This is a genomic window from Micromonospora sp. NPDC000121 (assembly GCF_042899165.1).
Lineage (GTDB): Bacteria > Actinomycetota > Actinomycetes > Mycobacteriales > Micromonosporaceae > Micromonospora.
In genome coordinates, this window is the sequence record NZ_JBIAZP010000002.1 from 1 (window position 1) to 23,866 (window position 23,866).

Sequence of the window (23,866 nt, forward strand, 5' to 3'; positions counted from 1 at the left end):
AGGCTGTGGGTGAGCCGCACGTTCCGGCCGCGCCTTTCAGGAGGTGTTCGGGTCGGGGTAGTGATCGGGCGGGGTCCAGCGCGGGCGGGGCAGGCACATGCACGTCGCCCCCGGCCGCGACGGACACGTTCGCCGCCGCGCACGACGAAGGTGTCATTGGCGCTCCTGGCTGCGCGAGACGAAGGCGTCGCTGGCGTTCCTGGCTCTGCGGCCGGGAAGGCACGGGTGGTGGGTGACCTCGACGGGGGTGGGGCCCGCCGTGCCCGGCGCAGGGATCAAGCCTGACCGCCCGGAGCCGGGCACGGCGGGCCCCGCGGGGGGGGGGGCCCCCCCCCCCCCGGCCGGGGGGCGCCCCCCCCCCCCCGGGGGGGGGGCCGGGGGGGCCCCCACCCCCACCCCACACGAACCGCAACAAGGGACACGGGCAGCGACCAACCTCAGGGCAGCACCCGACCGACCCACGTCACTTGCGGGTCTGCATCTCCTCACGCATATCCCGGAACAGCCCGCCCGCGTCGTCGACAGATCGGCCGGGGAACATCGCCATCACGACACTGCCGTGGTCGGCCCACCCACAGACGGCGAAGTCGCCGCCGTCGCCGCTGGTGATCCCGCACTTCATCACGCCGCCCAGGCGGCCCGCGGGCACCTCCCGCAGCCCCGTCACCTTGCCGGTCTCGTCGGTCAGAAGCCTGAAGAGGCTGTCCAGGTCCCGCTCCGGCTGCCAGAGCAACGTCGTGCCGCCGAAGACGAGCACCGAACGCTTGTCGTCGGCCGGGTCCCGGTAGACGGTGCCGAAGCTGCTGTCCAGGTCGATGTCGGCGGCGAAGCCGCTGCGCAGGTAGTCCGACGTGCTGCGGGCCCGTTCGCTGTCGTCCCGGGTCAGTCCCGCCACCCGGTCCGGGGTGGTGAGGTCCGCGTCCTTCTGCTGGGCCACCCGCCACCCGGCCGTACCGATGGTGGCGGCGCCCGCGAGCCCGACCAGCGCCGCCACGGCCCACGCCACCTGCCGGCGCCGCGACCGCTTGGCCCGCCGCTCGGTGGCGTGCTCCGGGTCCCGGTTGCTGAGCTGGATGGGCTCGTCGGTCAGGTCGATCGGCTCGGAGCCGTCGTTGACCGGCCGCTCGGTGAGATGTGCGTCGGACATAGCCGACACCGTACGCGAACGGCAGGTGGCGCACGTCGGGTCCTGCGAAGCCCTCCGTAGACTTTCGGGGTGACCGAGAGACTGGATGCCCGACGCCCCGACGCCCCGACCCTGCCCGGCCAGTACCAGCCGGGTGAGGTAGAGCAGCGACGGTACGAGCAGTGGGTAGCCGCCGGCCACTTCCGGGCGTCGGCGGACAGCGACAAGCCCCCCTTCACCATCGTCATCCCGCCGCCGAACGTCACCGGCTCCCTGCACATGGGCCACGCCCTCGACCACACCGTGCAGGACGCGCTGGTGCGGCGGAAGCGGATGCAGGGCTACGAGGCGCTCTGGCTGCCCGGCATGGACCACGCCGGCATCGCCACCCAGAACGTGGTGGAGCGGCAGCTCGCCGCCCAGGGCCTGTCCCGGCACGACCTGGGGCGGGAGCAGTTCGTCGAGCGGGTCTGGCAGTGGAAGGCCGAGTCCGGCGGCGCGATCCTGGGCCAGATGCGGCGTCTCGGCGACTCCGTCGACTGGGACCGCGAGCGCTTCACGATGGACGAGGGGCTGTCGCGCGCCGTACAGACGATCTTCAAGAAGCTGTACGACGACGGCCTGATCTACCGGGCCAACCGCATCATCAACTGGTGCCCCCGGTGCCTGACCGCCCTGTCGGACATCGAGGTGGAGCACACCGACGACGACGGCGAGCTGGTCTCGATCCGCTACAGCGACGAGGTGGTCGTCGCCACCACCCGGGCGGAGACGATGCTCGGTGACACGGCGGTGGCGGTGCACCCGGACGACGAGCGCTACCGGCACCTGATCGGCACCGAGGTCGAGCTGCCGCTGACCGGGCGGCGCATCCCGATCGTGGCCGACGCGCACGTCGACCCGTCCTTCGGCACCGGCATGGTGAAGGTGACCCCGGCGCACGACCCGAACGACTTCGAGATCGGCCAGCGCCACGACCTGCCCTCGATCACCGTGATGGACGAGCGCGGCGTGATCACCGTGCCGGGGCCGTTCGAGGGCCTGGACCGCTTCGAGGCGCGCCCCGCGATCGTCGCGGCGCTGCGCGAGCAGGGCCGGATCGTCTCGGAGAAGCGGCCGTACGTGCACGCGGTCGGCCACTGCTCGCGCTGCCGGACGACGGTCGAGCCGCGGCTGTCGTTGCAGTGGTTCGTGAACACCTCGCCGCTGGCCAAGGCAGCCGGCGACGCCGTGCGCGACGGCCGGGTGCGGATCGAGCCCGCCGAGCTGGCCAAGCGGTACTTCGCCTGGGTCGACAACATGCACGACTGGTGCATCTCCCGGCAGCTGTGGTGGGGCCACCGCATCCCCGTCTGGTACGGCCCGGACGGCGAGGTGGTCTGCGTCGGCCCCGACGAGCAGCCGCCGGCCGGGGACGGCTGGCGTCAGGACGAGGACGTCCTGGACACCTGGTTCTCCAGCGCGCTCTGGCCGTTCTCCACGCTGGGCTGGCCGGAGCAGACGCCGGACCTGGCGAAGTTCTACCCGACCAGCGTCCTGGTCACCGGCTACGACATCCTCTTCTTCTGGGTCGCCCGGATGATGATGTTCGGCCTGTACGCGATGGACGGCCGGCAGCCGTTCGACGTGGTGGCCCTGCACGGCATGGTCCGCGACCAGTTCGGCAAGAAGATGTCGAAGTCGTTCGGCAACGTGGTCGACCCGCTGGACTGGATCGACCGCTTCGGCGCCGACGCCACCCGGTTCACCCTGGCCCGGGGCGGCAACCCCGGGCAGGACGTGCCGGTGAGCGAGGAGTGGTGCCAGGGCTCCCGCAACTTCTGCAACAAGCTCTGGAACGCGACCCGCTTCGCGCTGATGAACGGCGCACACACCGACGGCCCGCTGCCGGCCGCCGAGCAGCTCTCGACCGTCGACCGGTGGATCCTGTCCCGGCTGGCGCACGTCACCGCCGAGGTGGACGAGCAGTTCGAGGCGTACGAGTTCGCGAAGGTCTGCGACCTGCTGTACCACTTCGCCTGGGACGACGTCTGCGACTGGTACGTGGAGCTGACCAAGCCGGTGCTCGCCGAGGGCGGCGCGGCCGCCGAGGCCACCCGCCGGGTACTCGGGCACGTGCTGGACCAGCTGCTGCGGCTGCTGCACCCGATCATCCCGTTCGTCACCGAGGAGCTGTGGATCGCGCTCACCGGGGGCGAGACGGTGATGACGGCCGCCTGGCCGGCGGCCGACCGTACCCTCGTGGACGACGCCGCGGAAGCCGAGGTCGGCACCGTTCAGCGGGTGGTGACCGAGATCCGGCGGTTCCGCTCGGACCAGGGCCTGCGCCCGACGCAGCGGGTCGCCGCCCGGCTCGACGGCCTGGCCGCCGCGGGCATCGCCGCGCACGAGCCGCTCATCCGGTCGCTGGTGCGGCTGGACCCGGCCGGCGACGGCTTCCAGGCCAGCGCGACCCTCGCCATGCCCGGCGAGGTGAGCGTGGCCCTGGACACCCGGGGGTCGATCGACGTGGCCGCCGAGCGGGCCCGGCTCACGAAGGACCGCGCGGCCGCCGAGAAGGAGGCCGCGCAGGCCCGGGCGAAGCTCGACAACCCGGCGTTCGTCGGCAAGGCGCCGGAGCCGGTGGTCGCCAAGATCCGTGACCGGCTCGCTGTCGCCGAGGCCGACCTGGTCCGCATCGACGCCGCTCTGGAGGCGCTGCCCTCGTGACCGACCGCACCGATTTCGCCGCCGTCGAGGCCGAGCTGGCGGGCCGCGGGTTCACCCGCATGGCCTTCGAGCTGGACAAGATCGAGTCGCTGCTGGACCTGCTGGGCAGCCCGCAGCGGGCGTACCCGTCCATCCACCTGACCGGCACCAACGGCAAGACCTCGACGGCCCGGATGATCGACTCGCTGCTGCGGGCGTTCGGGCTGCACACCGGCCGCTACACCAGCCCGCACCTGGAGACCGTCCGGGAGCGGATCAGCCTGGACGGCGAGCCGGTGGGGGAGGAGCGGTTCGTCGGCACGTACCGCGAGGTCGAGCCGCTGGCCCGGCTGGTGGACGAGCGCTCGGCGGAGCCGCTGACGTACTTCGACATGACCACCGCGCTGGCGTTCGCGACGTTCGCCGACGCCCCGGTGGACGTGGCGGTGGTCGAGGTGGGCCTGGGCGGCGCCGAGGACGCGACCAACGTGATCCAGGCCGGGGTGTGCGTACTCACCCCGATCGGGCTGGACCACACCGAGTGGCTGGGCGACACCATCCAGGACATCGCGCTGGCCAAGGCGGGCATCATCCACTCCGGGGCGACCGTCGTCTCCGCCGCGCAGGAGGAGGAGGCGGCCCGCCCGATCCTGGAACGCTGCGCCGAGGTCGGCGCGACCATCGCCCGGGAGGGCTCCGAGTTCGGGGTGCTCCGGCGGGCGGTCGCCGTCGGCGGGCAGGTGCTCACCCTGCAGGGGCTCGGCGGCGTCTACGAGGAGGTCTTCATCCCGCTGCACGGCGCCCACCAGGCGCAGAACGCGGCGGTGGCGTTGGCGGCGGTGGAGGCGTTCCTCGGCGCCGGCGCGAAGCGGCAGCTCGACGTCGAGACCGTCCGGGAGGGGTTCGCCACGGCCACCTCGCCCGGCCGTCTGGAGCGGGTACGCAGCGCGCCGACCATCCTGCTCGACGGCGCGCACAACCCGCACGGCATGGCCGCCACGGTGACCGCGTTGCAGGAGGAGTTCGCGTTCAGCAAGCTGGTGGCCGTCGTCGGCGTCCTCGGCGACAAGGACGCGGCCAGCCTGCTGGAGCTGCTGGAGCCGGTGGTCGATCAGGTCGTCGTGACCCGGAACAGCTCGCCCCGGGCGATGCCGGCCCGGGAACTCGCCGCGCTGGCCGCCGAGGTCTTCGGCCCCGACCGGGTCGAGGTCGCCGAGGAGATGCCGGACGCGATCGAGACGGCGGTGGCGATGGCCGAGGAGGACGTACCGGGTGAGCTGAGCGGGGTCGGCGTGCTGGTCACCGGATCGGTGGTGACCGTGGCCGACGCCCGCCGGCTGCTGAAGCGATGACCGGGCCGGTGCGGGGCACCGCGGGCGACGACCGCCCGCAGGGCACGGCCGCCGGGGGCGACCCCGGCCGTCCGCTGGCGGGTGGGCCGCGACGGTCCGGGCTGCGGAACCCGGAGCGGGCGGTACGCGGGCTGGGGGCCGGCACGCTGACCCTGGAGGCGTTGGTGCTGGTCCTGGCCATCCAGCCGATCCGCATGGTCGGCGGCGACCTGGGCGGCGCGGCGATCGGCGCGGTCGTGGCGCTGGCCGTGGCAGGGGTGCTGCTGGCCGGCATGATGCGCCGGCCGTGGGCCTGGCACGCCGGCACCGTCCTGCAGGGACTGCTGATGCTGGCCGGCCTGCTGCACTGGTCGCTGCTCGTGCTGGGCGTCGTCTTCGCCCTGGTCTGGGCCTACGCCCTGCACGTCCGCCGGGTCATCCTCGGCTGACGGACTGGCGGACTGGGCCGTCACCTGTCGCCCGTCGTTCCGTCGGCGGGGGTCAGGCGTCGGCGCGTTCGCGCCACTGGGTGAGGGCGATGCCGTGGCCGTCCGGGTCGCGGAACGCGGCCGCCCACACCTCCAGCTTCGTGCCCCGGTTGACCACCCGGGGGGCGTACGTGAACCGGACGCCCGACCCGCGCAGCCGCTCGTACGCCGAGTCGATGTCGTCCACCTCGAGGTTGACGTGCACCAGGCGCCGGCTGATCGGCGCCGCCTCGGTCACCTCCCGCAGCACCAGCCGGGTCGCCCCGGAGGCGAGCACCGCGTTGCCGGAACCCCGGTCGACCTCGGTGAAGCCCAGGTCCCGGTAGAAGGCCAGCGAACGCGGCAGGTCGGTGACCAGCAGCGTCAGGCCCACCCCGGCGATCGGCGCGCCGAGGTCGTCCTCGTCCTCCGCGACGTCGGCGGTCCCGTCGGCGGCGCCGGTGGCCGCCTCGGGGCCGAAGATCGCCTCGTCCAGCTCCTCCGGGCTGATCCGCTCCTCGCGCGCCCGGTCCCGGGGCGGGATCGGGTCGTCCAAAGGCAGGTCGATCGGGTCGAGCGGATCCGCCGTCGCGGGCGGGTGGGTGCGCCCGCCGGCCGGGGCCGGCGGGTCGAACCGCTCCTCGGCCGGCGGGCGGGGCGTCGGGGTGGCCCGGCGCGGCAGGGTGCCGGTCGTGGGCTGCTCGACGAGCGTGCCCTCCAGCACGACCGGCCCGCCGGGGCGCTGGTGCACCACGAGGGGCTCGCGCTCCTCCGGGCGCCTGACGGGCTCCCCGCCGAGCGGATCGCCGACCGGATCGCCGAGCGGACCCCCGAGCGGGTCGCCGAGCGGATCGCGGAAGTCGTCCCGGAAGTCGTCGTCCGGCGCGCGGTCGGCCCACGGCGGCGCCTCCTGCTGGAGCAGCACGTCGTCCAGCGGATCCGGGCCCGCGTACTCGGGTGGGAGGTCGGCGGCGACGGTGGCGGCGGACTCGGCGTGGGTGGGCACCTCGTCCCAGAGCACCCGGACGTGCCGCTGGTCGTCCAGGGCCACCCGGATCGGCAGCGTCTGCCCCAGCGACGGCCACTTCGCCACCGGCACCCGCGGCTCGATGATCTTCTTGGACCGGGGCGGCAGCCCCGGCGCGTCGATGACCAGTTGCAGCTCGCAGCGGCCGAAGGCGTACTGGGTGGGCGGCTCGGAGGCGCTGTGCACGTGGCCCACGCCGACCACCCAGGTGCGCCCGCCGCCGCGCACGGTGGCCAGCGCGATGGCCAGCACCAGCAGGGCGACCCCGAGCGCCACGATCGCCCAGCTGGTCATGCCCAGCCCGAAGAGGATCACGAAGGTGGCCACGGTGCCGAGCACCGCGGCGATAAGCTTGCGTACCGGCGCGATGGGTCGGTTCCCGCCATTCGCCACTGTGGACCTCCCAGGGGTCAAGGGCCAGGCTAGGCCGGATCGGCCGCCGGGGGAAAGACCGGCCGCCGCGCCGGCGCCGGGACCGGGTCGCTAGGCTGACCGTACCCAGCCCGACCGCCTTGCGCGCACAGGAGGAACCCAGCGTGTCCAGCAGCAGCCCCGATGAGCGCACCCTCGTACTGATCAAGCCCGACGCGGTCCGCCGCGGGCTGGTCGGCGAGGTGATCTCCCGCTTCGAGCGCAAGGGGTTGCGGATCGACGCGATGGTGTCCCGGACGATGGACGCCGCGCTGGCCGACGAGCACTACGCCGAGCACGTGGACAAGCCGTTCTACCCGCCGCTGAAGGACTTCATGACCGGCGGTCCGCTGGTGGCGCTGGTGCTCTCCGGCGACCAGGTCATCGACGTGGTGCGCGGGCTGGTCGGATCGACCGACGGGCGCAAGGCGGCGGCCGGCACGATCCGCGGCGACCTCTCGCTGTCCAACCGCGAGAACCTGGTGCACGCCTCCGACTCGCCGGACAGCGCGAAGCGCGAGATCGCGCTCTGGTTCCCCGAGCTGGGCTGAAGCACCCGCTGCCGTCGTTCGGCGGCGCCCGTATCGCCCGGCCCACGCCAGGCGGCCGTCGCGCCGGACCCGGCGCGACGGCCGGTCAGGCCGTCCACAGCAGCTTGTCCGGGTTGCCGACCACGTAGAACCCGGTGATCCGGCCGCCGGCCGCGGCCAGCGTCAGCGCGTACCTGCCGCCGTCGGGTCGGATGATCAGGACGGCCGGCTGGCCGTTGAGTTCCAGCCGGCGCGAGGTGAAGGTCCGGCCCGGGCCGTACAGGCCGGTGAAGAAACGGGCGACCCGGTCCGCGCCGGTGACGGGGTTGCGCGCCGCCTTGACCCGGCCGCCGCCGTCCGTCCAGGCGATGGCGTCCCTCGCCACCAGCCCGGTCAACGCGGCCAGGTCGCCGTCGCGGGCGGCGGCGAGGAAGGCGTCCAACAGCCGTTCCTGCTCGGCCCGGCCGGCGGTGAACCGACGCCGGTCCTGCCCGATCCGGGCCACCGCCCGGTGGTGCAGCTGCCGGCAGTCCGCCACCGACCGGTCCAGGATGTCCGCGATCTCGGCGTACGGCAGGTCGAAGGCGGTGTGCAGCACGTAGACCGCGCGCTCCGGCGGGGTGAGGCGTTCCAGCAGATGCAGCAGGGCCGTGGAGACCGAGTCGCGCAGCTCGACGGAGTCCAGCGGCCCGAAGGGCGACGGCGCGGTCGGCACCGGCTCGGGCAGCCACGGCCCGACGTACGTCTCCCGGGCGGCCCGCCGGGCGCGCAACCGGTCCAGCGCCAGGCGGGTGACCACCCGGGACAGGTAGCGGCGCGGCTCCGCGACCGTCGCCCGGTCCACCCCCAGCCAGCGCAGGTACGCCTCCTGGAGCACGTCCTCCGCGTCGTGCCGGCTGCCGAGCAGGCGGTACGCCAGGCCGAGCAGCATCGGCCGGTGCGCGTCGAGCGCACCGGCCGCCTGCGTCGTGTCGGTGACCGTCACGCGTCCGTCGGGAGTTCGGTCCGGCAGGTCACGGCGATGCGGTTCCACACGTTGATTGTCGCGATGGCCATCAGCAGGTCGACCAGCTCCTTCTCGGGCCACACCTTGGCCGCCGCGTCCCAGACCTCGTCGGGCACGCCGTGCTCGCCGAGGCGGGTCACCGCGTCGGTGAGCGCCAGCGCGGTCCGCTCCCGCTCGTCGAAGAAGGGCGCCTCCCGCCACGTGGAGACCGCGAAGAGCCGCCGGCTCGACTCGCCGTCGGCGAGCGCGTCCCGGCTGTGCATGTCGACGCAGAACGCGCAGCCGTTCAGCATCGACGCCCGCATCTTCACGAGGTGGAGCACGGTGTGGTCCACGTTGGCCCGGACGTACTTCTCCAGCCCGAGCACCGCGTGGTACGCCTGCGGAGCGACCTCGGCCGCGTTGATCCGCTGCATGACAACCTCCCTGATCTGTGGTCGACACCGACACGACGACGCGACGGGGGCACGGCGTGACGGTCCGGGCGTGTGACGCCGGTCATGCCGGCCGGGCCCATCCCGGACCACCGGAGTTCCGGCCCCGGTCACCCGGCACGCCGCCGCCGGTCATCTCCGCCCGGTAGACCCACGGGGGCAACCCCCGACCCGGGAGGAACGATGACCGAACTCGACCGACGTACGTTGCTGCGCGCCGGCCTGATCGCAGGTGCCGGTGTCGCCGGCGGCGCCCTGCTCGGCGCGCCCGCCGCGCCCGCCGCACCGGCCTGGCGGCCGGCCGGCCGACCGGTGCTCACCCACGGCGTGCAGAGCGGTGACGTGACCGCCGACTCGGCGCTGGTCTGGACCCGCGCCGACCGCCCCGGCCGGATGCTGGTGGAGGTGAGCCGCCGGCCGGACTTCCGCGGTGCCCGGCGGGTACGCGGACCGGTGCTCGACCCGACCGGCGACTGCACCGGCAAGGTGCGGCTGCGCGGGTTGCCCGGTGGCGAGCGGCTGCACTACCGGGTCCGGGTGGAGAGCCTGGACCGGCCGGGGCTGACCAGCGAACCGCTGACCGGCGCGCTGACCACCGCCCCCGGCCGGCACGACCGCCGGGACGTCCGGTTCGTCTGGACCGGTGACATCGCCGGGCAGGGCTGGGGAATCGCCCCCGATTTCGGCGGCATGTCGATCTTCCGGGCCATGCGGGACACCCGGCCCGACTTCTTCCTGTGCAGCGGCGACACCGTCTACGCCGACGGCCCGCTCGCCGAGACGGTGACCCTGCCCGACGGGCGGGTCTGGCGCAACCTGGTCACCCCGGAGAAGAGCAAGGTCGCCGAGACGCTGGCGGAGTACCGGGGGCAGTACGCGTACAACCTGCTCGACGAGCACCTGCGCGCGTTCGTCGCGGAGGTGCCGCAGATCAACCAGTGGGACGACCACGAGGTGACCAACAACTGGTACCCGGGGGAGATCCTGACCGACGCGCGGTACACCGAGCGCCGCGTCGACGTGCTCGCCGCCCGGGCCCGGCAGGCGTTCGACGAGTGGCTGCCGGCGCCGGTCGACGGGCCGCGGTACCGGCGGATGTCGTACGGGCCGCGGCTGGACGTCTTCGTGCTGGACATGCGGACCTGGAAGGACCCCAACGACGGCAACACCTACGCCGACCCGGCGCGTGGCCTGCTCGGCCGGGAACAGCGCGAGTGGCTGATCCGGGAGCTGACCCGGTCCCGGGCCACCTGGAAGGTGATCGCCGCCGACCTGCCGATCGGGCTGGTGGTGCCGGACGGCCCCGCCGCGCAGGAGGGCGTGGCCCAGGGTGACCCGGGCGCGCCGGCCGGGCGGGAACTGGAGTTCGCCCAGGTGCTCGGCGCGGCGCACCGGGCCGGGGTGACCGGGATCGTCTTCCTCACCGCCGACGTGCACTACACCGCCGCGCACCACTACGACCCGGCCCGGGCGGCGGTCGCCGAGTTCACCCCGTTCTGGGAGTTCGTCTCGGGGCCGGCGCACGCCGGCGCGTTCGGCCCGAACGCCCTGGACGGCACGTTCGGCCCGAAGGCGGTCTTCGTCAACGCCCCGCCGCGGGCCAACACCTCCCCGGCCGAGGGTTTCCAGCACTTCGGCGAGGTCGCCGTCGACGGCGCGTCCGGCGCCTTCACCGTCCACCTGCGCGACCGCGACGGGGTCTCCCTCTGGACGACCACCCTGCCCGCCCCGACCCGCTGACCTCGCCGCCCGCCGGTCGACCATGACGCTGTCGCCACCACCCGCCGGGGTTGCCGCGACAGCGTCATGGTCGACGCGGGTGGGATCAGATCAGCAGGCCGTTGCCGTTACTCGGGAGCGATCTCCCGGCCGGGTCGAGTATCCTTGGCGGCCGTAAGGCGATGACCCGGCCATCACCGGCGAGCCTCCGGAAGAACAGCCGGGTTACCGGCCCAGTAGAACCGGACGGGTCCGGCCCGTCACAGCCGGCCAACGAGCGGGCGGTCGATCCTGACCGCCAAGCGGGGTGGTACCGCGGGCCTGCCCCGGGGCGCCGGATGGCGTACCGGAAACGGCTCGTCCTCGCAGACCCACACGACCGTGAGCTGCGCGAGGAGAGCGACCCCCGATGGCCTATCCGTTGCACGACCCGACCGCCGCCGTCCCGGCGAGCCCGGACCTGCCCGCGGTCGAACGCCGGGTCCTGGAGCACTGGACGGCCGACAAGACCTTCGAGGCCAGCGTCGAGGCCCGTCCCGCCGGCGCGGACGGGAAGAACGAGTACGTCTTCTACGACGGCCCGCCGTTCGCCAACGGCCTGCCGCACTACGGCCACCTCTTCACCGGCTACGTCAAGGACGTGGTGCCGCGCTACCAGACCATGCGCGGGCGCCGGGTGGAGCGGCGCTTCGGCTGGGACTGCCACGGCCTGCCCGCCGAGGTGGTCGCCGAGAAGCAGCTCGGCATCACCAGCAAGGCGGAGATCCTCGACCTCGGCGTGGCCCGGTTCAACGAGGCGTGCCGCACCTCGGTGCTGGAGTTCACCCAGGACTGGGAGCGCTACGTCACCCGGCAGGCCCGCTGGGTCGACTTCGCCAACGACTACAAGACTCTCGACCTGGACTACATGGAAAGCGTCATGTGGGCCTTCAAGACCCTGCACGACAAGGGTCTGGTCTACGAGGGCTTCCGGGTGCTGGCGTACTGCTGGCGCTGCGAGACGCCGCTGTCGAACACCGAGACCCGGATGGACGACGTCTACCGGGACCGGCACGACCCGACGCTGTCGGTGTGGTTCGAGCTGACCCCCGACGAGGGCGCGCCGGAGCTGGTGCGCGGGCCGGTGCGGCTCGGCGTCTGGACCACCACGCCGTGGACCCTGCCGTCCAACCTCGCGCTCGCCGTCGGCCCCGACATCGAGTACGCGGTGCTGGAGCGCGACGGCTCCCGCTACGTGGTCGGCGCGGCCCGGCTCGGGGCGTACGCCAAGGAGCTGGAGGGGTACGAGCAGGTCGGCACCGTCTCCGGCCGCGACCTCGTCGGCCGCCGCTACACCCCGCTGTTCGACTTCCTCGTCGAGCAGGCGGGCCCGAACGCCTACCAGGTGCTCGGCGCGGAGTTCGTCACCACCGAGGACGGCACCGGGATCGTGCACCTGGCCCCGGCCTTCGGCGAGGACGACCAGAACACCTGCAACGCCGCCGGCATCCCCACCATCGTGACGGTGGACGACCACACCCGCTTCACCGCGCTGGTCCCGCCGTACCAGGGCGAGCAGGTCTTCGACGTCAACAAGCCGGTGATCCGGGAGCTGAAGGAGCGGGGGGTGGTGCTCAAGCAGGACACCTACACCCACTCCTACCCGCACTGCTGGCGCTGCGACACGCCGCTGGTCTACAAGGCGGTGTCGTCGTGGTTCGTCGCGGTGACGCAGTTCAAGGACCGGATGGTCGAGCTGAACCAGCAGATCAACTGGACCCCGGGGCACATCAAGGACGGCTCGTTCGGCAAGTGGCTGGCCAACGCCCGCGACTGGTCGATCAGCCGGAACCGGTTCTGGGGCTCGCCGATCCCGGTGTGGAAGTCCGACGACCCGAACTACCCGCGGCTGGACGTCTACGGCTCCCTGGAGGAGATCGAGCGGGACTTCGGCGTACGCCTGACCGACCTGCACCGGCCGGCGGTGGACGAGCTGGTCCGCCCGAACCCGGACGACCCGACCGGGAAGTCCATGATGCGCCGGGTGCCGGAGGTGCTGGACTGCTGGTTCGAGTCCGGTTCGATGCCGTTCGCCCAGGTGCACTACCCGTTCGAGAACCGCGACTGGTTCGAGCACCACTACCCGGGCGACTTCATCGTCGAGTACATCGCGCAGACCCGCGGCTGGTTCTACACCATGCACGTGCTGGCCACCGCGCTGTTCGACCGGCCGGCGTTCCGCAACTGCCTCAGCCACGGCATCCTGCTCGGCTCCGACGGGCGCAAGATGTCCAAGAGCCTGCGCAACTACCCGGACGTCTACCACGTGTTCGACTCCTACGGCTCGGACGCGATGCGCTGGATGCTGATGTCCTCGCCGGTGCTGCGCGGCGGCGACATGGCGGTCACCGAGGCGGGCATCCGCGACGCCGTCCGGCAGGTGCTGCTGCCGCTGTGGAACGTCTGGTACTTCTTCTCGCTCTACGCGAACGCGGACGGGTACCAGGCGCGCCGCCGGACCGACAGCACGCACCTGCTCGACCGGTACGTGCTGGCGAAGACGAACGAGCTGGTGTCGACCGTCGGCGCGCAGATGGACGCGTACGACATCTCCGGCGCCTGCGCCACCGTGCGGTCCTACCTGGACGCGCTGACCAACTGGTACGTCCGGCGCTCCCGGGACCGGTTCTGGTCCGGTGACGCGGACGCGTTCGACACGCTGTGGACGGTGCTGGAGACGCTGTGCCGGGTGGTGGCGCCGCTGGCGCCGCTGACCGCGGAGGAGATCTGGCGCGGGCTGACCGGCGAGCGGTCGGTGCACCTGACGGACTGGCCGGACGCGGCGCAGTTCCCGGCCGACCACGACCTCGTCGCCGCGATGGACGCCACCCGGGCGGTCGCCTCGGCGACGCTGTCGCTGCGCAAGGCCAAGGGGCTGCGGGTGCGGCTGCCGCTGTCGAAGCTGACCGTCGCCTCCCCGGCGGCGGAGCAGCTGCGGCCCTTCGCCGACCTGGTCGCCGACGAGGTCAACGTGAAGGCGGTGGAGTTCACCGGCGAGGTGTCCGCGTACTGCCAGCAGGTGTTGACGGTGGTGCCGCGCGCGCTCGGCCCCCGGGTCGGCAAGCAGGTCCAGCAGGTCATCAAGGCGGTCAAGGCGGGCGAGTGGGAGCTGGTCGACGGCGCCCCGGTCGCCGCCGGCGTCACCCTCGCCGAGGGCGAGTACGAGCTGCGCCTGGTCGCCGCCGACGCCGAGCACTCCGCGCCGCTGCCCGGCGGCGAGGGCGTGGTCGTGCTGGACACCGAGGTCACCCCCGAGCTGGCCGCAGAGGGGCTGGCGCGGGACGTCGTCCGGGTGGTGCAGCAGGCCCGCCGGGACGCCGACCTGGACGTCTCCGACCGGATCGCGCTGATGCTGTCGGCCTCCGAGGAGGTGCGCGCGGCGGTGGCCGCGTACACCGACTTCGTCGCCCGGGAGGTGCTGGCCGACTCCGTCGACTTCGCCGACGGGGTGGCGGGCTTCACCGGCGAGGTCGGCGAGGGCGACCGGGTGACGGTCGCCGTCCGGCGGGTATGAGGCATTGAGACGGTGGCGGTCCGGTGTGCTCCGCCGGACCGCCACCGCCGGCCCTGCCCATGCCCCACAGGCCCGCTCACCAGGCGGGTCGGCCCGCCACCCCCGCGGGGCCACGTGGACCCGTCCGCTACCGTGACACCGCCTGCCCGCACACGATCCGCCGGAGGACCAGTGCCCCTGCTCTACACCATCGGCAAGCTCACCGTGGCGCCCGCGCTCCGGTTGGCCTTCCGTCCGACCGTGGAGGGGCTGGAGCACATCCCGGAGACCGGTGGCGCGATCTTCGCGGGCAATCACCTCTCCGTCGCCGACGAGCTCTTCCTCGGCACGGTGGTGCCCCGGCACCTGGCGTTCTGGGCCAAGTCGGAGTACTTCAAGGGCGCCGGCCCGAAGGGCGCCTTCTCCAAGTTCGTGCTCACCGGCCTGGGGGCGATCCCGGTCGAGCGCGCCGGCGGCCGGGCCGCGCTGGCCGCGTTCGACGCCGCCATCCCGGTGCTCAAGGCCGGCGACCTGGTCGCCGTCTATCCCGAGGGGACCCGCTCGCCGGACGGCCGGCTCTACCGGGGGCGCACCGGCGCGGCCCGGCTGGCGGTGGCGGCCGGCGTGCCGGTCATCCCGGTCGGCATGATCGGCACCGACAAGGCCCAGCCCATCGGGACCCGGATGCCCCGTCCCGGCCGCGCCAAGATCACCGTACGGTTCGGCAAGCCGCTGGACTTCACCGGCCGGCCGGACGACCGCACATCGCTGCGGGAGATGACCGACGAGATCATGACCGAGATCCAGAAGCTCACCGGCCAGGAGTACGTCGCCCGCTACGCCCCGCCCCGCGCGCACTCCACCACCCCCGGCGACAGCCCGGCCTGAGCCCGGCCACGGGAGACGACCCGGCCTGAGCCCCGGGCTCAGCCCTGGTCGGCGGCGACGATCTGCTCCCGCAGGGTGCCGAGCAGGGCGGCGCTGTCGTCGACGGAGAGCCGGGTGAAGACCGCCGTGGCGATGCTGCCGTGGTCGACGGAGGTGCAGACCACCACGTCGTCGCCGTCGGCGCGGCCCACCGCGCAGCGCTCGTGCCGGCCGCGTACGCCGGTGTCGACCTCCTGCGCCTCGCCGAGGGAGTACTGCTCGGTGAGCCGGGTGATCTCGTCCTGCGCGTCGGACTCCGGGGTGAACCGGAAGCCGGTGCCGCCGAAGACCGTCACCCGCTTGCCGTTGGGGGTGGCGTAGACGCCGGCGAAGGTGTCCTCGGTCAGCCAGTGCGCCTTGCGTACCTCCGCCTCCAGTTGCCTGGCGGTCTGTTTGCTGCGGTTGTCGTCGCGCAGCCGCAGGTCGGCCACCTCGGCGGGGAGGGTGGCCGTGGCCGGGTACTGCGTCGCCATCGGCACCCCGTAGTAGGCCGGGCAGCCACAGCAGCAGGCCAGGGTGAGCAGCAGCACCCACGGCCAGCGGCGACGCTTGCGCACGGCGACCGGGACGTACCCCTTGGGGGCCTGGAAGTCGGGCGGCGGCCCGGCCGGCGGCGTCTTCGCCCGCCGCTGCCTCGGCGGCGCGGGCGGCGGGGGCGGCGGAGGCGCCGGCCGGGCCGGGGCGGGCGCCCGGGAGACCGGCGGCGGGGCCGGGTACGCGACCGGCGGGGGCGCCACCGGGTAGGCGACCGGCCGCGGGGCGGAACGCGGCGGGGGCGGCGGCGCGGGGGAGTGCACGGGCGGCGCCGGCGGCGCGGGGTGCGATCGGGCCGGCGGCGCGGCCGGGTACGGCAGCGTCGGCGGCAGCGGCGGCAGTTCGGGCGACGGCAGGTCCCACCCGCCGGTGTCCGCGCCGGCCCACGGGTCCACCGGGGTGCGGTGCTCGGGCGGCTCCGCCGGGATCGGCGGCACCGGCGTGGGCTCGGCCGACTCGCCCCAGGCCCGCTTGCGCGGCGGCAGGGGAGGGACGGGCGCGGAACCGCTCCACCGGGGCGCGGGCGGCGCGGGCGGCGGTTCGTCGGCGGGGAGCAGGCGGGTGCCCTGCGGCCCGGCGGCCGGGCGGTCGGTCGGTGGTTCGTCGGCGGGGAGCAGGCGGGTGCCCTGCGGCCCGGCGGCGGCGTCGCCCTCCGTTCCGGCGGCGTCGGACCCCTCCGGCCCCCCGGCGGCGGCGTCGCCCGGGGCGGTGGCGGCGTCCTGCCGGGCGTCGGGGGTGCCCTGCGAGGCGTCGGCGTCCCGCGGGGCTTCGGGGTTGCCCTGCGGGGCGTCGGCGGCCAGCGGGGCGGCGGCGTCCGGTGGGGCGGACGGGTGCGCCGGCGCGGTCGCGTCGGCGTCGTCCGCGCGGCCGGGCGCGTTCGCCTCCGGCCCCTCGACGGGCAGCTCACGGGTGCCCTCCGGGCCCGTGCGGCCGGCCGGGGCGGGCGCTGCGGGGGAGGGCGTGGGCTCCTCGGTGACCGCCGGATCCCGACCCTGGTCCGGGCCCGGGGTGCTCCCGTCGGCCGGCCGGTCCGGTCCCGGCTGCGGCTGCGGCATCGCGGCAATCTCCTCTCGCGCCGGTCCGAGGTTAGTACCGACGCGCCAGCGCGGCGATCCCGGCCACCGCCCCGGCGGCAGGGGGAGCCGGGCGGACGTCCGGTCGGGGAGCTGCGGCAACCGGCCGGCGCGGCGACGTCCGCGCGGTCGCCGCCGACGGGCGCGTACCCTTGGGCATCATGAGCGTCCCGTCCACCACGCCGCGCCCCGTCGCGGCCAACTCCGTCTGGCCCCGGCTGGAGCCGCTGCTGCCCCAGGTCACCAAGCCCATCCAGTACGTCGGTGGCGAGCTGGGCGCGGTGGTCAAGGACTGGGACACCGCCGCCGTGCGCTGGGCGCTGATGTATCCCGACGCCTACGAGGTCGGCCTGCCCAACCAGGGCGTGCAGATCCTCTACGAGGTGCTCAACGAGCTGCCCGACGTGCTCGCCGAGCGGACCTACGCGGTCTGGCCGGACCTGGAGAAGCTGATGCGCGCCCACGGCGTGCCGCAGTTCACGGTCGACGCGCACCGCTCGGTGCGCGACTTCGACGTGTTCGGCGTCTCCTTCTCCACCGAGCTGGGCTACACCAACCTGCTCACCGCGATCGACCTGGCCGGCATTCCGCTGCTCGCCGCCGACCGCACCGACGCCGACCCGGTGATCGTGGCCGGCGGGCACGCCGCGTTCAACCCGGAGCCCATCGCCGACTTCGTCGACGCCGCCGTGCTCGGCGACGGCGAGGAGGCCGTCCTGGAGATCACCGCGATCGTCCGGGAGTGGAAGGCGGAGGGCTCCCCGGGCGGGCGCGACGAGCTGCTGCTGCGCCTGGCCCGCACCGAGAGCGTCTACGTCCCGCGCTTCTACGACGTGGACTACCTGCCCGACGGCCGGATCCAGCGGGTCGTGCCGAACCGGGCGGACGTGCCGTTCCGGGTGCACAAGCGCACGACCATGGACCTGGACGCCTGGCCGTACCCGAAGAAGCCCCTGGTGCCGCTCGCCGAGACGGTGCACGAGCGCTACGCGGTGGAGATCTTCCGGGGCTGCACCCGGGGCTGCCGGTTCTGCCAGGCCGGCATGATCACCAGGCCGGTGCGCGAGCGCTCCATCACCACGGTGGGGCAGATGGTGCAGCAGGGGCTGGAGTTCTCCGGCTTCCACGAGGTGGGCCTGCTGTCGCTGTCGTCCGCCGACCACTCCGAGATCGGCGACATGTGCTCGGGCCTGGCCCAGCAGTACGAGGGCACCAACGTCTCGCTCTCGCTGCCGTCGACCCGGGTCGACGCGTTCAACATCGACCTCGCGCAGGAGCTGTCCCGTAACGGGCGGCGCACCGGCCTGACCTTCGCGCCCGAGGGCGGCTCGGAGCGGATCCGCAAGGTCATCAACAAGATGGTGTCGAAGGAAGACCTGATCCGCACCGTCGTCACCGCCTACACGAACGGCTGGCGGCAGGTGAAGCTGTACTTCATGTGCGGCCTGCCCACCGAGACCGACGAGGACGTCCTCGAGATCGCGGACATGGCGCACGAGGTGATCAGGGCGGGCCGGGCGGCCACCGGGTCCAAGGACATCCGCTGCACCGTCTCCATCGGCGGTTTCGTGCCGAAGCCGCACACCCCGTTCCAGTGGGCGTCCATGGAGCGGCCGGAGGTCATCGACGGTCGGCTCAAGCTGCTCAAGCAGGCGATCAACTCGGACCGCTCGCTGGGCCGGGCGATCGGCTTCCGCTACCACGACGGCGAGCCGTCGTTGATCGAGGGCCTGCTCAGCCGGGGCGACCGCCGGGTCGGCGCGGTGATCCGCAAGGTCTGGGAGAACGGCGGCCGGTTCGACGGCTGGAGCGAGCACTTCTCCTACCAGCGCTGGGTGGAGGCCGCTGCCGAGGTGCTGCCGCGGTTCGGGGTCGACCTCGACTGGTACACCACCCGCGAGCGCGACGAGCTGGAGGTCCTGCCCTGGGACCACCTGGACTCGGGCCTGGACAAGGACTGGCTCTGGCAGGACTGGCAGGACTCGCTCAGCGAGTACGAGCAGGACGACTGCCGGTGGACCCCGTGTTTCGACTGCGGCGTCTGCCCCTCGATGGACACGGAGATCCAGATCGGCCCGACCGGGAAGAAGCTCCTCCCGCTCACCCCGATCAACGGTCTGAAGCTCCCCACCGGCGCCCAGCAGTAGCCCCGCCGCCGGCGGGCGGCGCCCTCGCCGCCCGCCGCGCACCGGGTTGATCATGTGGCTATCGTCAGCGGCACGCGCGTGTCGCGCGCAGTGTCTTACACGATCAACCGGTCTCTGACACCGAGGAGCACGACGATCAGTAGGAAACCACAGCCCGAGGGCGGCCAGGCGCCGGTCGTCCAGCGCGTCCGGATCCGGTACGCCAAGCGCGGTCCCCTGCGCTTCACCTCGCACCGCGACTTCGCGCGGGCGTTCGAGCGGGCGCTGCGCCGCGCGGGCGTGCCGATCGCCTTCTCGCAGGGCTTCACCCCGCACCCCAAGATCTCGTATGCCAGCGCGGCCCCCACCGGTGTCGCGAGCGAGGCGGAGTACCTGGAGATCGGTCTCCGCGAGCCGGTCGACCCGCAGGAGCTGCGCGCCGCGCTGGACGCCGCGCTCTCGCCCGGGCTCGACGTGCTCGACGCCGTCGTGGCCGGCGGCGGGAGTCTTGCCGACCGGATCGAGGCGTCGCACTGGCGGATCGAGCTGCCCGAGGTCGACCCGGCCGTCCTGGAACGGGCGGTTTCCGCCTTCACGGCCGCGGACGAGGTGCTCGTCGAGCGGATGACCAAACAGGGCCGGCGTACCTTCGACGCCCGAGCAGCAGTTATCAGGATCGATGTAGTCGGGCCGGCGGAGACGCCTTCCGGGGCGTCGGCCGTACCGTGTGCGATACTCGAACTGGTCGTGCGGCAGGTCACCCCCGCCGTGCGGCCCGATGACGTCCTTTCCGGCCTCCGCGCGGTGGCCGACCTGGAGCCGCCGGTCTCCCCGAGGGTGATCCGGCTGGCACAGGGCACGCTGACCGCGCAGGGTGCGATCGCGGATCCGTTGGACGCGGACCGCGACGGGGCAACCATCGGTGAACGCTGACCGACGGTCGGCGTTCAGGCAGGCAGACTTCGGCTGGTCGCGCACCCTGCGCGCCCGGCGGAAACACTTTTGCGGCAACCCTGCGTGGCAGCGCTCACCCGCGCCCGGGGCAGCCAGAACTGGAGAACGTCCATGCTCGAGAACGAGCCCGAGGGCGGCGAACGGACCGGTTCACAGCCGGCCGACGAGACCGCCGACAACAGCACCACCGAGAACGCCACCGGCGCGGGCAGCGTCCCCGAGGCGGGCAGCACCGCCGGGGCGGAGAACCCCGCCGCCGGCACGGCGGATGCCGGAGCCACCGAGGCGGGACAGGCCCCGGTGGCGCCCGCCCGGCGCCGTACCACCCGGCGGCGCACCGCGCCCCTGAACCAGCCCGAGCAGAGCGACGCGCCGGTGCAGGCGTCGACCGAGGCCGTGCCGGGCAGCGCCGAGGCGCCCCAGGCCGAGGTGCTCGCCCCGGTCACCGGCGACCTCGAAGCCGCCCCGAAGGCGACGCGCCGCCGCCGCAAGGCCACCACCGCCAAGGCCGCCGAGGAGTCCGCCGCGCCGGCCGAGGAGCCCGCGGCGCAGGCCGCCGGGGAGCCGCCGGTCCCGGTGGGGGAGGCCCCCGCCGAGGTGGCGCCGCCGGCCAAGGCCACCCGTACCCGCCGGAAGAAGGCCGCGCCCGCGGCGGCCGAGCCGGCCGCGGAGACCCCGGCCGACACCGCCGGGCCGGCCCCCGGTGACGAGGCCGCCCAGGCCGCGCCCGCCGAGCAGCCCGCCCGGACCGAGCCGCAGGCCGGCACCGAGTTCGGCGCCGCCGCCCCGCCCGCCCCGGTCGCTGACGCGGAGACCCGCGCCGGCGAGGTGCCGCCGGGCGCCGCGCCCGCCGAGGAACCGGCCGCCGAGGAGGAGCCCGCCGCCGAGCCGGAGCCGCGCACCCGCCGCCGGCGGGCCGCGCTCTCCGCGCCCACCGTGCTGTTCATGGCCCCGCAGCCGGAGGAGATCCCGCTGGCCCGGGTCGTCACGCCCGCCCCCGCCGCCGTGGAGCCCGCCGCCGAGGAGGAGCCGACCGAGCCGACCCGCCGCCGCCGGCGCGGCCGCCGCGACGTCGAGGTGACCGAGGCCGTCGAGGCCGAGGAGGAGCCGACCGAGGAGGCCGAGGAGGCCGCCGAGGAAGAGGAAGAGGAAGAGGACGACACCGCCGCCGCCCGCCGTCGGCGCCGCCGGGGCCGTCGGGGCCGCGGCCGGGGCAAGGGCGGCGCGGAGGACACCGAGGACGAGGAGGCCGAGGAGGCCGCGCAGGCCGAGGCGGAAGAGGCCGAAGGCGAGGAGGACGAGGAGGCCGAAGAGGCCGAGGGTGGCGACGCGCTGACCCGCCGTCGCCGGCGGCGCCGTCGCCGGGGCGCCGGCGACGTCGAGGCCGGCGCCGACGACGGCGTGCCGACGGTCGTCAAGATCCGCGAGCCGCGGCGGACCGTCGACGAGGTGCAGGGCGTCTCGGGCTCGACCCGCCTGGAGGCCAAGCGCCAGCGCCGCCGCGACGGCCGCGAGCAGCGCCGGACCCGGCCGCCGATCCTCAGCGAGTCGGAGTTCCTGGCCCGCCGGGAGGCCGTCGACCGGGTGATGGCCGTACGCCAGCGCGGCGACCGGACCCAGATCGCCGTCCTCGAGGACGGGGTGCTGGTCGAGCACTACGTCACCCGCAACTCCTCCGGCACCATGGCCGGCAACGTCTACCTCGGCAAGGTGCAGAACGTCCTGCCCAGCATGGAGGCGGCCTTCGTCGACGTCGGGCGCGGTCGCAACGCCGTGCTGTACGCCGGCGAGGTGAACTGGGACACCACCGGCCTGGAGGGCCGGGCCCGCTCGATCGAGCAGGCGCTCAAGTCCGGCGACTCGGTGCTCGTCCAGGTCACCAAGGACCCGATCGGCCACAAGGGCGCCCGGCTGACCAGCCACATCGCGCTCTCCGGCCGGCACCTGGTCTACGTGCCCAACGGCAACGCCTCCGGCATCAGCCGGAAGCTGCCCGACACCGAGCGCAAGCGGCTGCGGGACGTGCTGAAGAAGCTGGTGCCGGACGGCGCGGGCGTGATCGTCCGGACCGCCGCCGAGGGCGCCAGCGAGGACGAGCTGGCCCGCGACGTCAAGCGGCTGCAGGCGCAGTGGGAGGACATCCAGGCCAAGGCGGCCGAGGGCGGTGCCCCGGTGCTGCTCTACGAGGAGCCCGACCTGGTCATCCGGGTCGTCCGGGACCTGTTCAACGAGGACTTCCGCGAGCTGGTGATCGAGGGCGACGAGTCGTACGACGTGGTCGAGTCGTACCTGTCGCACGTCTCGCCCGACCTGGTCGCCCGGCTGCGCCGGCACGTCGGCACCACGGACGTCTTCGCCACGTACCGGATCGACGAGCAGATCCTCAAGGGCCTGGACCGGAAGGTCTTCCTCCCGTCCGGCGGCCACCTGGTGATCGACCGCACCGAGGCGATGACCGTGGTCGACGTCAACACCGGCAAGTACACCGGCGCGGGCGGCAACCTGGAGGAGACGGTCACCCGGAACAACCTCGAGGCCGCCGAGGAGATCGTCCGCCAGCTCCGGCTGCGCGACATCGGCGGCATCGTGGTGATCGACTTCATCGACATGGTGCTGGAGTCGAACCGCGAGCTGGTGCTGCGCCGGCTGACCGAGTGCCTGGGGCGGGACCGCACCAAGCACCAGGTCACCGAGATCACCTCGCTCGGCCTGGTGCAGATGACCCGCAAGCGGATCGGCGCGGGCCTGCTGGAGGCGTTCAGCGAGACCTGCGAGTGCTGCAAGGGCCGGGGCCTGATCATCCACACCGAGCCGGTGCCGGAGAAGCCGCGCGCCGGCGGCGGCGCGGGGGAGAAGGTCAAGGCCGTCGCCTCGGCGGTGGCCGCCCCGGCGGCGGAGCAGGGCGGCGCCCCGTCCCGGAAGCGGGCCCGCAAGAGCGCGCCGGTCGAACGGACCGTGGCCGAGGTGACCGAGCCCGACACCGGGACCAGCCCGGACGCGGACTACCACGACACCATGGGCTACGACCTGTCCCGCTACGAGACGGACACCCCCGCCGCGCCCGAGGTCGCCGACAGCCAGACGGGCGAGTCCGCCCGGCTGGCCGCGCCGGACGACCCGGACGCGTTGGCCGACACCGACGGCGAGGAGCCGGAGGGCGGCTCCGGCCGGCGCCGGTCCCGGCGCGGCGGCGCGCGGCGGCGTACCCGGCCGTGACCGGCTGACCAGCCTGGCGTTTGGCAGGGCCCCTTCCCCGGCAATGTCCCGGGGAGGGGGCCCTGTCGTATGGTCGATCCCCGGCCACGATCGGCCACCCGGTCAGGAGAAGAACGATGCGCCGTCTGCTCGCCGTCACCACGGTCACCGCTGTCCTGCTCACCGGCGCCGGGTGCGCGGCCGAGCGGCCCGATCCGGCCGCCACGATCACCGCGTCGAGCGGGCCCACCGGCGGCCCGGGCGGCGGGGCGACGGGCACCGGGCCGGGGGCCGGCAGCGGGGCGGCGGGCGGCAACGCCCCCGAGGTCTGCGCCGCCGCGCAGGCGGCCGGGGACACCGCCGTGCGGACGTACGTCGAGGAACTCGGCAAGATGGTCGCGGCGGTCGGGGCGAACGACGGCACCGCGGCCGAAACCGCCCGCAAGCGCATCACCGCGGCGCTGACCGACTGGCGGGCCGCCCTGCGACGGGAGTCGGGCCGGGCCGAGGACGCCCAGCTCAAGACGCTCCTCGCGGACATGGCGGCCGAGGTCGGCACGCTGGGCACCGACGTCGACGCGATCGACGAGACCGAGCTCGACCGGCTCCGGCAGCGCCTCGACCAGCTCTGCGCCCGCTGACCTGCGGGGCCGGTTTGGGCGTCGGCCCTCCCATGGCGTACGCTTGCCTGCGGCGCACTTTGGTGTGCCGAGTTCCCGCGCGCCCGCGCCGCCGTGCCTCTGCTACCCGGCGAGCCGCCGCGGGAACACCCGCCAGCAGCCTCAA

General features: G+C 74.1%; 16 protein-coding genes. 11 read left to right on the plus strand and 5 right to left on the minus strand.

Annotated elements, in window-relative coordinates; all coding sequences use genetic code 11:
- Positions 1-463 precede the first annotated feature (463 nt).
- Positions 464-1,147 (minus strand): hypothetical protein, encoded by a 684-nt coding sequence (locus ACFY23_RS05985; RefSeq protein WP_350684451.1) that lies wholly within the window; start codon positions 1,145-1,147, stop codon positions 464-466.
- Positions 1,148-1,216: 69 nt separating this feature from the next.
- On the opposite strand from ACFY23_RS05985, the gene ACFY23_RS05990 reads away from it, so the two are divergent.
- The 3 genes from ACFY23_RS05990 to ACFY23_RS06000 are packed head-to-tail and all read left to right on the plus strand — an operon-like array spanning position 1,217 to position 5,594.
- On the plus strand, positions 1,217-3,835 hold the full coding sequence (locus ACFY23_RS05990; protein ID WP_350684452.1) for a valine--tRNA ligase: 2,619 nt from the start codon (positions 1,217-1,219) through the stop codon (positions 3,833-3,835).
- Positions 3,832-5,166 (plus strand): folylpolyglutamate synthase/dihydrofolate synthase family protein, encoded by a 1,335-nt coding sequence (locus ACFY23_RS05995; protein WP_350684453.1) that lies wholly within the window; start codon positions 3,832-3,834, stop codon positions 5,164-5,166. Before ACFY23_RS05990 ends, ACFY23_RS05995 begins: the two co-directional genes overlap by 4 nt.
- Positions 5,163-5,594, plus strand: a complete 432-nt coding sequence (locus tag ACFY23_RS06000; RefSeq protein ID WP_350684454.1) for a DUF4233 domain-containing protein — start codon at positions 5,163-5,165, stop codon at positions 5,592-5,594. Before ACFY23_RS05995 ends, ACFY23_RS06000 begins: the two co-directional genes overlap by 4 nt.
- Positions 5,595-5,646: 52 nt before the next feature.
- On the opposite strand, the gene ACFY23_RS06005 is transcribed toward ACFY23_RS06000, so the two are convergent.
- On the minus strand, positions 5,647-7,032 hold the full coding sequence (locus ACFY23_RS06005; protein ID WP_350684455.1) for a VOC family protein: 1,386 nt from the start codon (positions 7,030-7,032) through the stop codon (positions 5,647-5,649).
- 143 nt (positions 7,033-7,175) lie between these two features.
- Here ACFY23_RS06005 and ndk point away from each other — a divergent pair, with 143 nt between their 5' ends.
- The gene (gene ndk / locus ACFY23_RS06010; protein WP_350684456.1) at positions 7,176-7,601 is read left to right on the plus strand and encodes a nucleoside-diphosphate kinase; all 426 of its coding nucleotides are present in this window, start codon (positions 7,176-7,178) and stop codon (positions 7,599-7,601) included.
- Positions 7,602-7,686: 85 nt separating this feature from the next.
- On the opposite strand, the gene sigJ is transcribed toward ndk, so the two are convergent.
- Both sigJ and ACFY23_RS06020 read right to left on the minus strand, forming a co-directional pair.
- Complete coding sequence (gene sigJ, locus ACFY23_RS06015; RefSeq protein WP_350684457.1) at positions 7,687-8,565, minus strand: RNA polymerase sigma factor SigJ; 879 nt, start codon at positions 8,563-8,565, stop codon at positions 7,687-7,689.
- The gene (locus tag ACFY23_RS06020; RefSeq protein ID WP_350684458.1) at positions 8,562-9,002 is read right to left on the minus strand and encodes a carboxymuconolactone decarboxylase family protein; all 441 of its coding nucleotides are present in this window, start codon (positions 9,000-9,002) and stop codon (positions 8,562-8,564) included. The genes sigJ and ACFY23_RS06020 overlap by 4 nt, the downstream gene beginning before the upstream one ends.
- A gap of 201 nt (positions 9,003-9,203) precedes the next feature.
- On the opposite strand from ACFY23_RS06020, the gene ACFY23_RS06025 reads away from it, so the two are divergent.
- The 3 genes from ACFY23_RS06025 to ACFY23_RS06035 all read left to right on the plus strand — a co-directional run bounded on the left by ACFY23_RS06025 (position 9,204) and on the right by ACFY23_RS06035 (position 15,159).
- Positions 9,204-10,760, plus strand: a complete 1,557-nt coding sequence (locus tag ACFY23_RS06025) for an alkaline phosphatase D family protein (protein WP_350684459.1) — start codon at positions 9,204-9,206, stop codon at positions 10,758-10,760.
- 388 nt (positions 10,761-11,148) lie between these two features.
- Positions 11,149-14,292, plus strand: coding sequence for an isoleucine--tRNA ligase (ileS, locus tag ACFY23_RS06030; RefSeq protein WP_350684460.1), 3,144 nt, complete (start codon positions 11,149-11,151; stop codon positions 14,290-14,292).
- A 171-nt stretch (positions 14,293-14,463) separates the two neighbouring features.
- Positions 14,464-15,159, plus strand: a complete 696-nt coding sequence (locus ACFY23_RS06035) for a lysophospholipid acyltransferase family protein (protein WP_350684461.1) — start codon at positions 14,464-14,466, stop codon at positions 15,157-15,159.
- A 38-nt stretch (positions 15,160-15,197) separates the two neighbouring features.
- On the opposite strand, the gene ACFY23_RS06040 is transcribed toward ACFY23_RS06035, so the two are convergent.
- Entirely contained in the window at positions 15,198-16,349 is a 1,152-nt protein-coding gene (locus tag ACFY23_RS06040; protein WP_387036819.1) for a hypothetical protein, read from the minus strand.
- Positions 16,350-16,966: 617 nt separating this feature from the next.
- Between ACFY23_RS06040 and ACFY23_RS06045 the strand changes: the two genes are divergently transcribed.
- The 4 genes from ACFY23_RS06045 to ACFY23_RS06060 all read left to right on the plus strand — a co-directional run bounded on the left by ACFY23_RS06045 (position 16,967) and on the right by ACFY23_RS06060 (position 23,721).
- Positions 16,967-18,952, plus strand: a complete 1,986-nt coding sequence (locus tag ACFY23_RS06045; protein ID WP_350684462.1) for a TIGR03960 family B12-binding radical SAM protein — start codon at positions 16,967-16,969, stop codon at positions 18,950-18,952.
- 192 nt (positions 18,953-19,144) lie between these two features.
- Entirely contained in the window at positions 19,145-19,864 is a 720-nt protein-coding gene (locus ACFY23_RS06050) for a TIGR03936 family radical SAM-associated protein (RefSeq protein ID WP_350684464.1), read from the plus strand.
- A 132-nt stretch (positions 19,865-19,996) separates the two neighbouring features.
- Positions 19,997-23,101 carry an Rne/Rng family ribonuclease gene (locus ACFY23_RS06055; protein ID WP_350819621.1) on the plus strand — a complete coding sequence of 1,035 codons (3,105 nt, stop codon included), beginning with the start codon at positions 19,997-19,999 and terminating at the stop codon, positions 23,099-23,101.
- Between the two features lie 116 nt (positions 23,102-23,217).
- Positions 23,218-23,721 carry a hypothetical protein gene (locus ACFY23_RS06060; RefSeq protein ID WP_350819620.1) on the plus strand — a complete coding sequence of 168 codons (504 nt, stop codon included), beginning with the start codon at positions 23,218-23,220 and terminating at the stop codon, positions 23,719-23,721.
- Positions 23,722-23,866 lie beyond the last annotated feature (145 nt).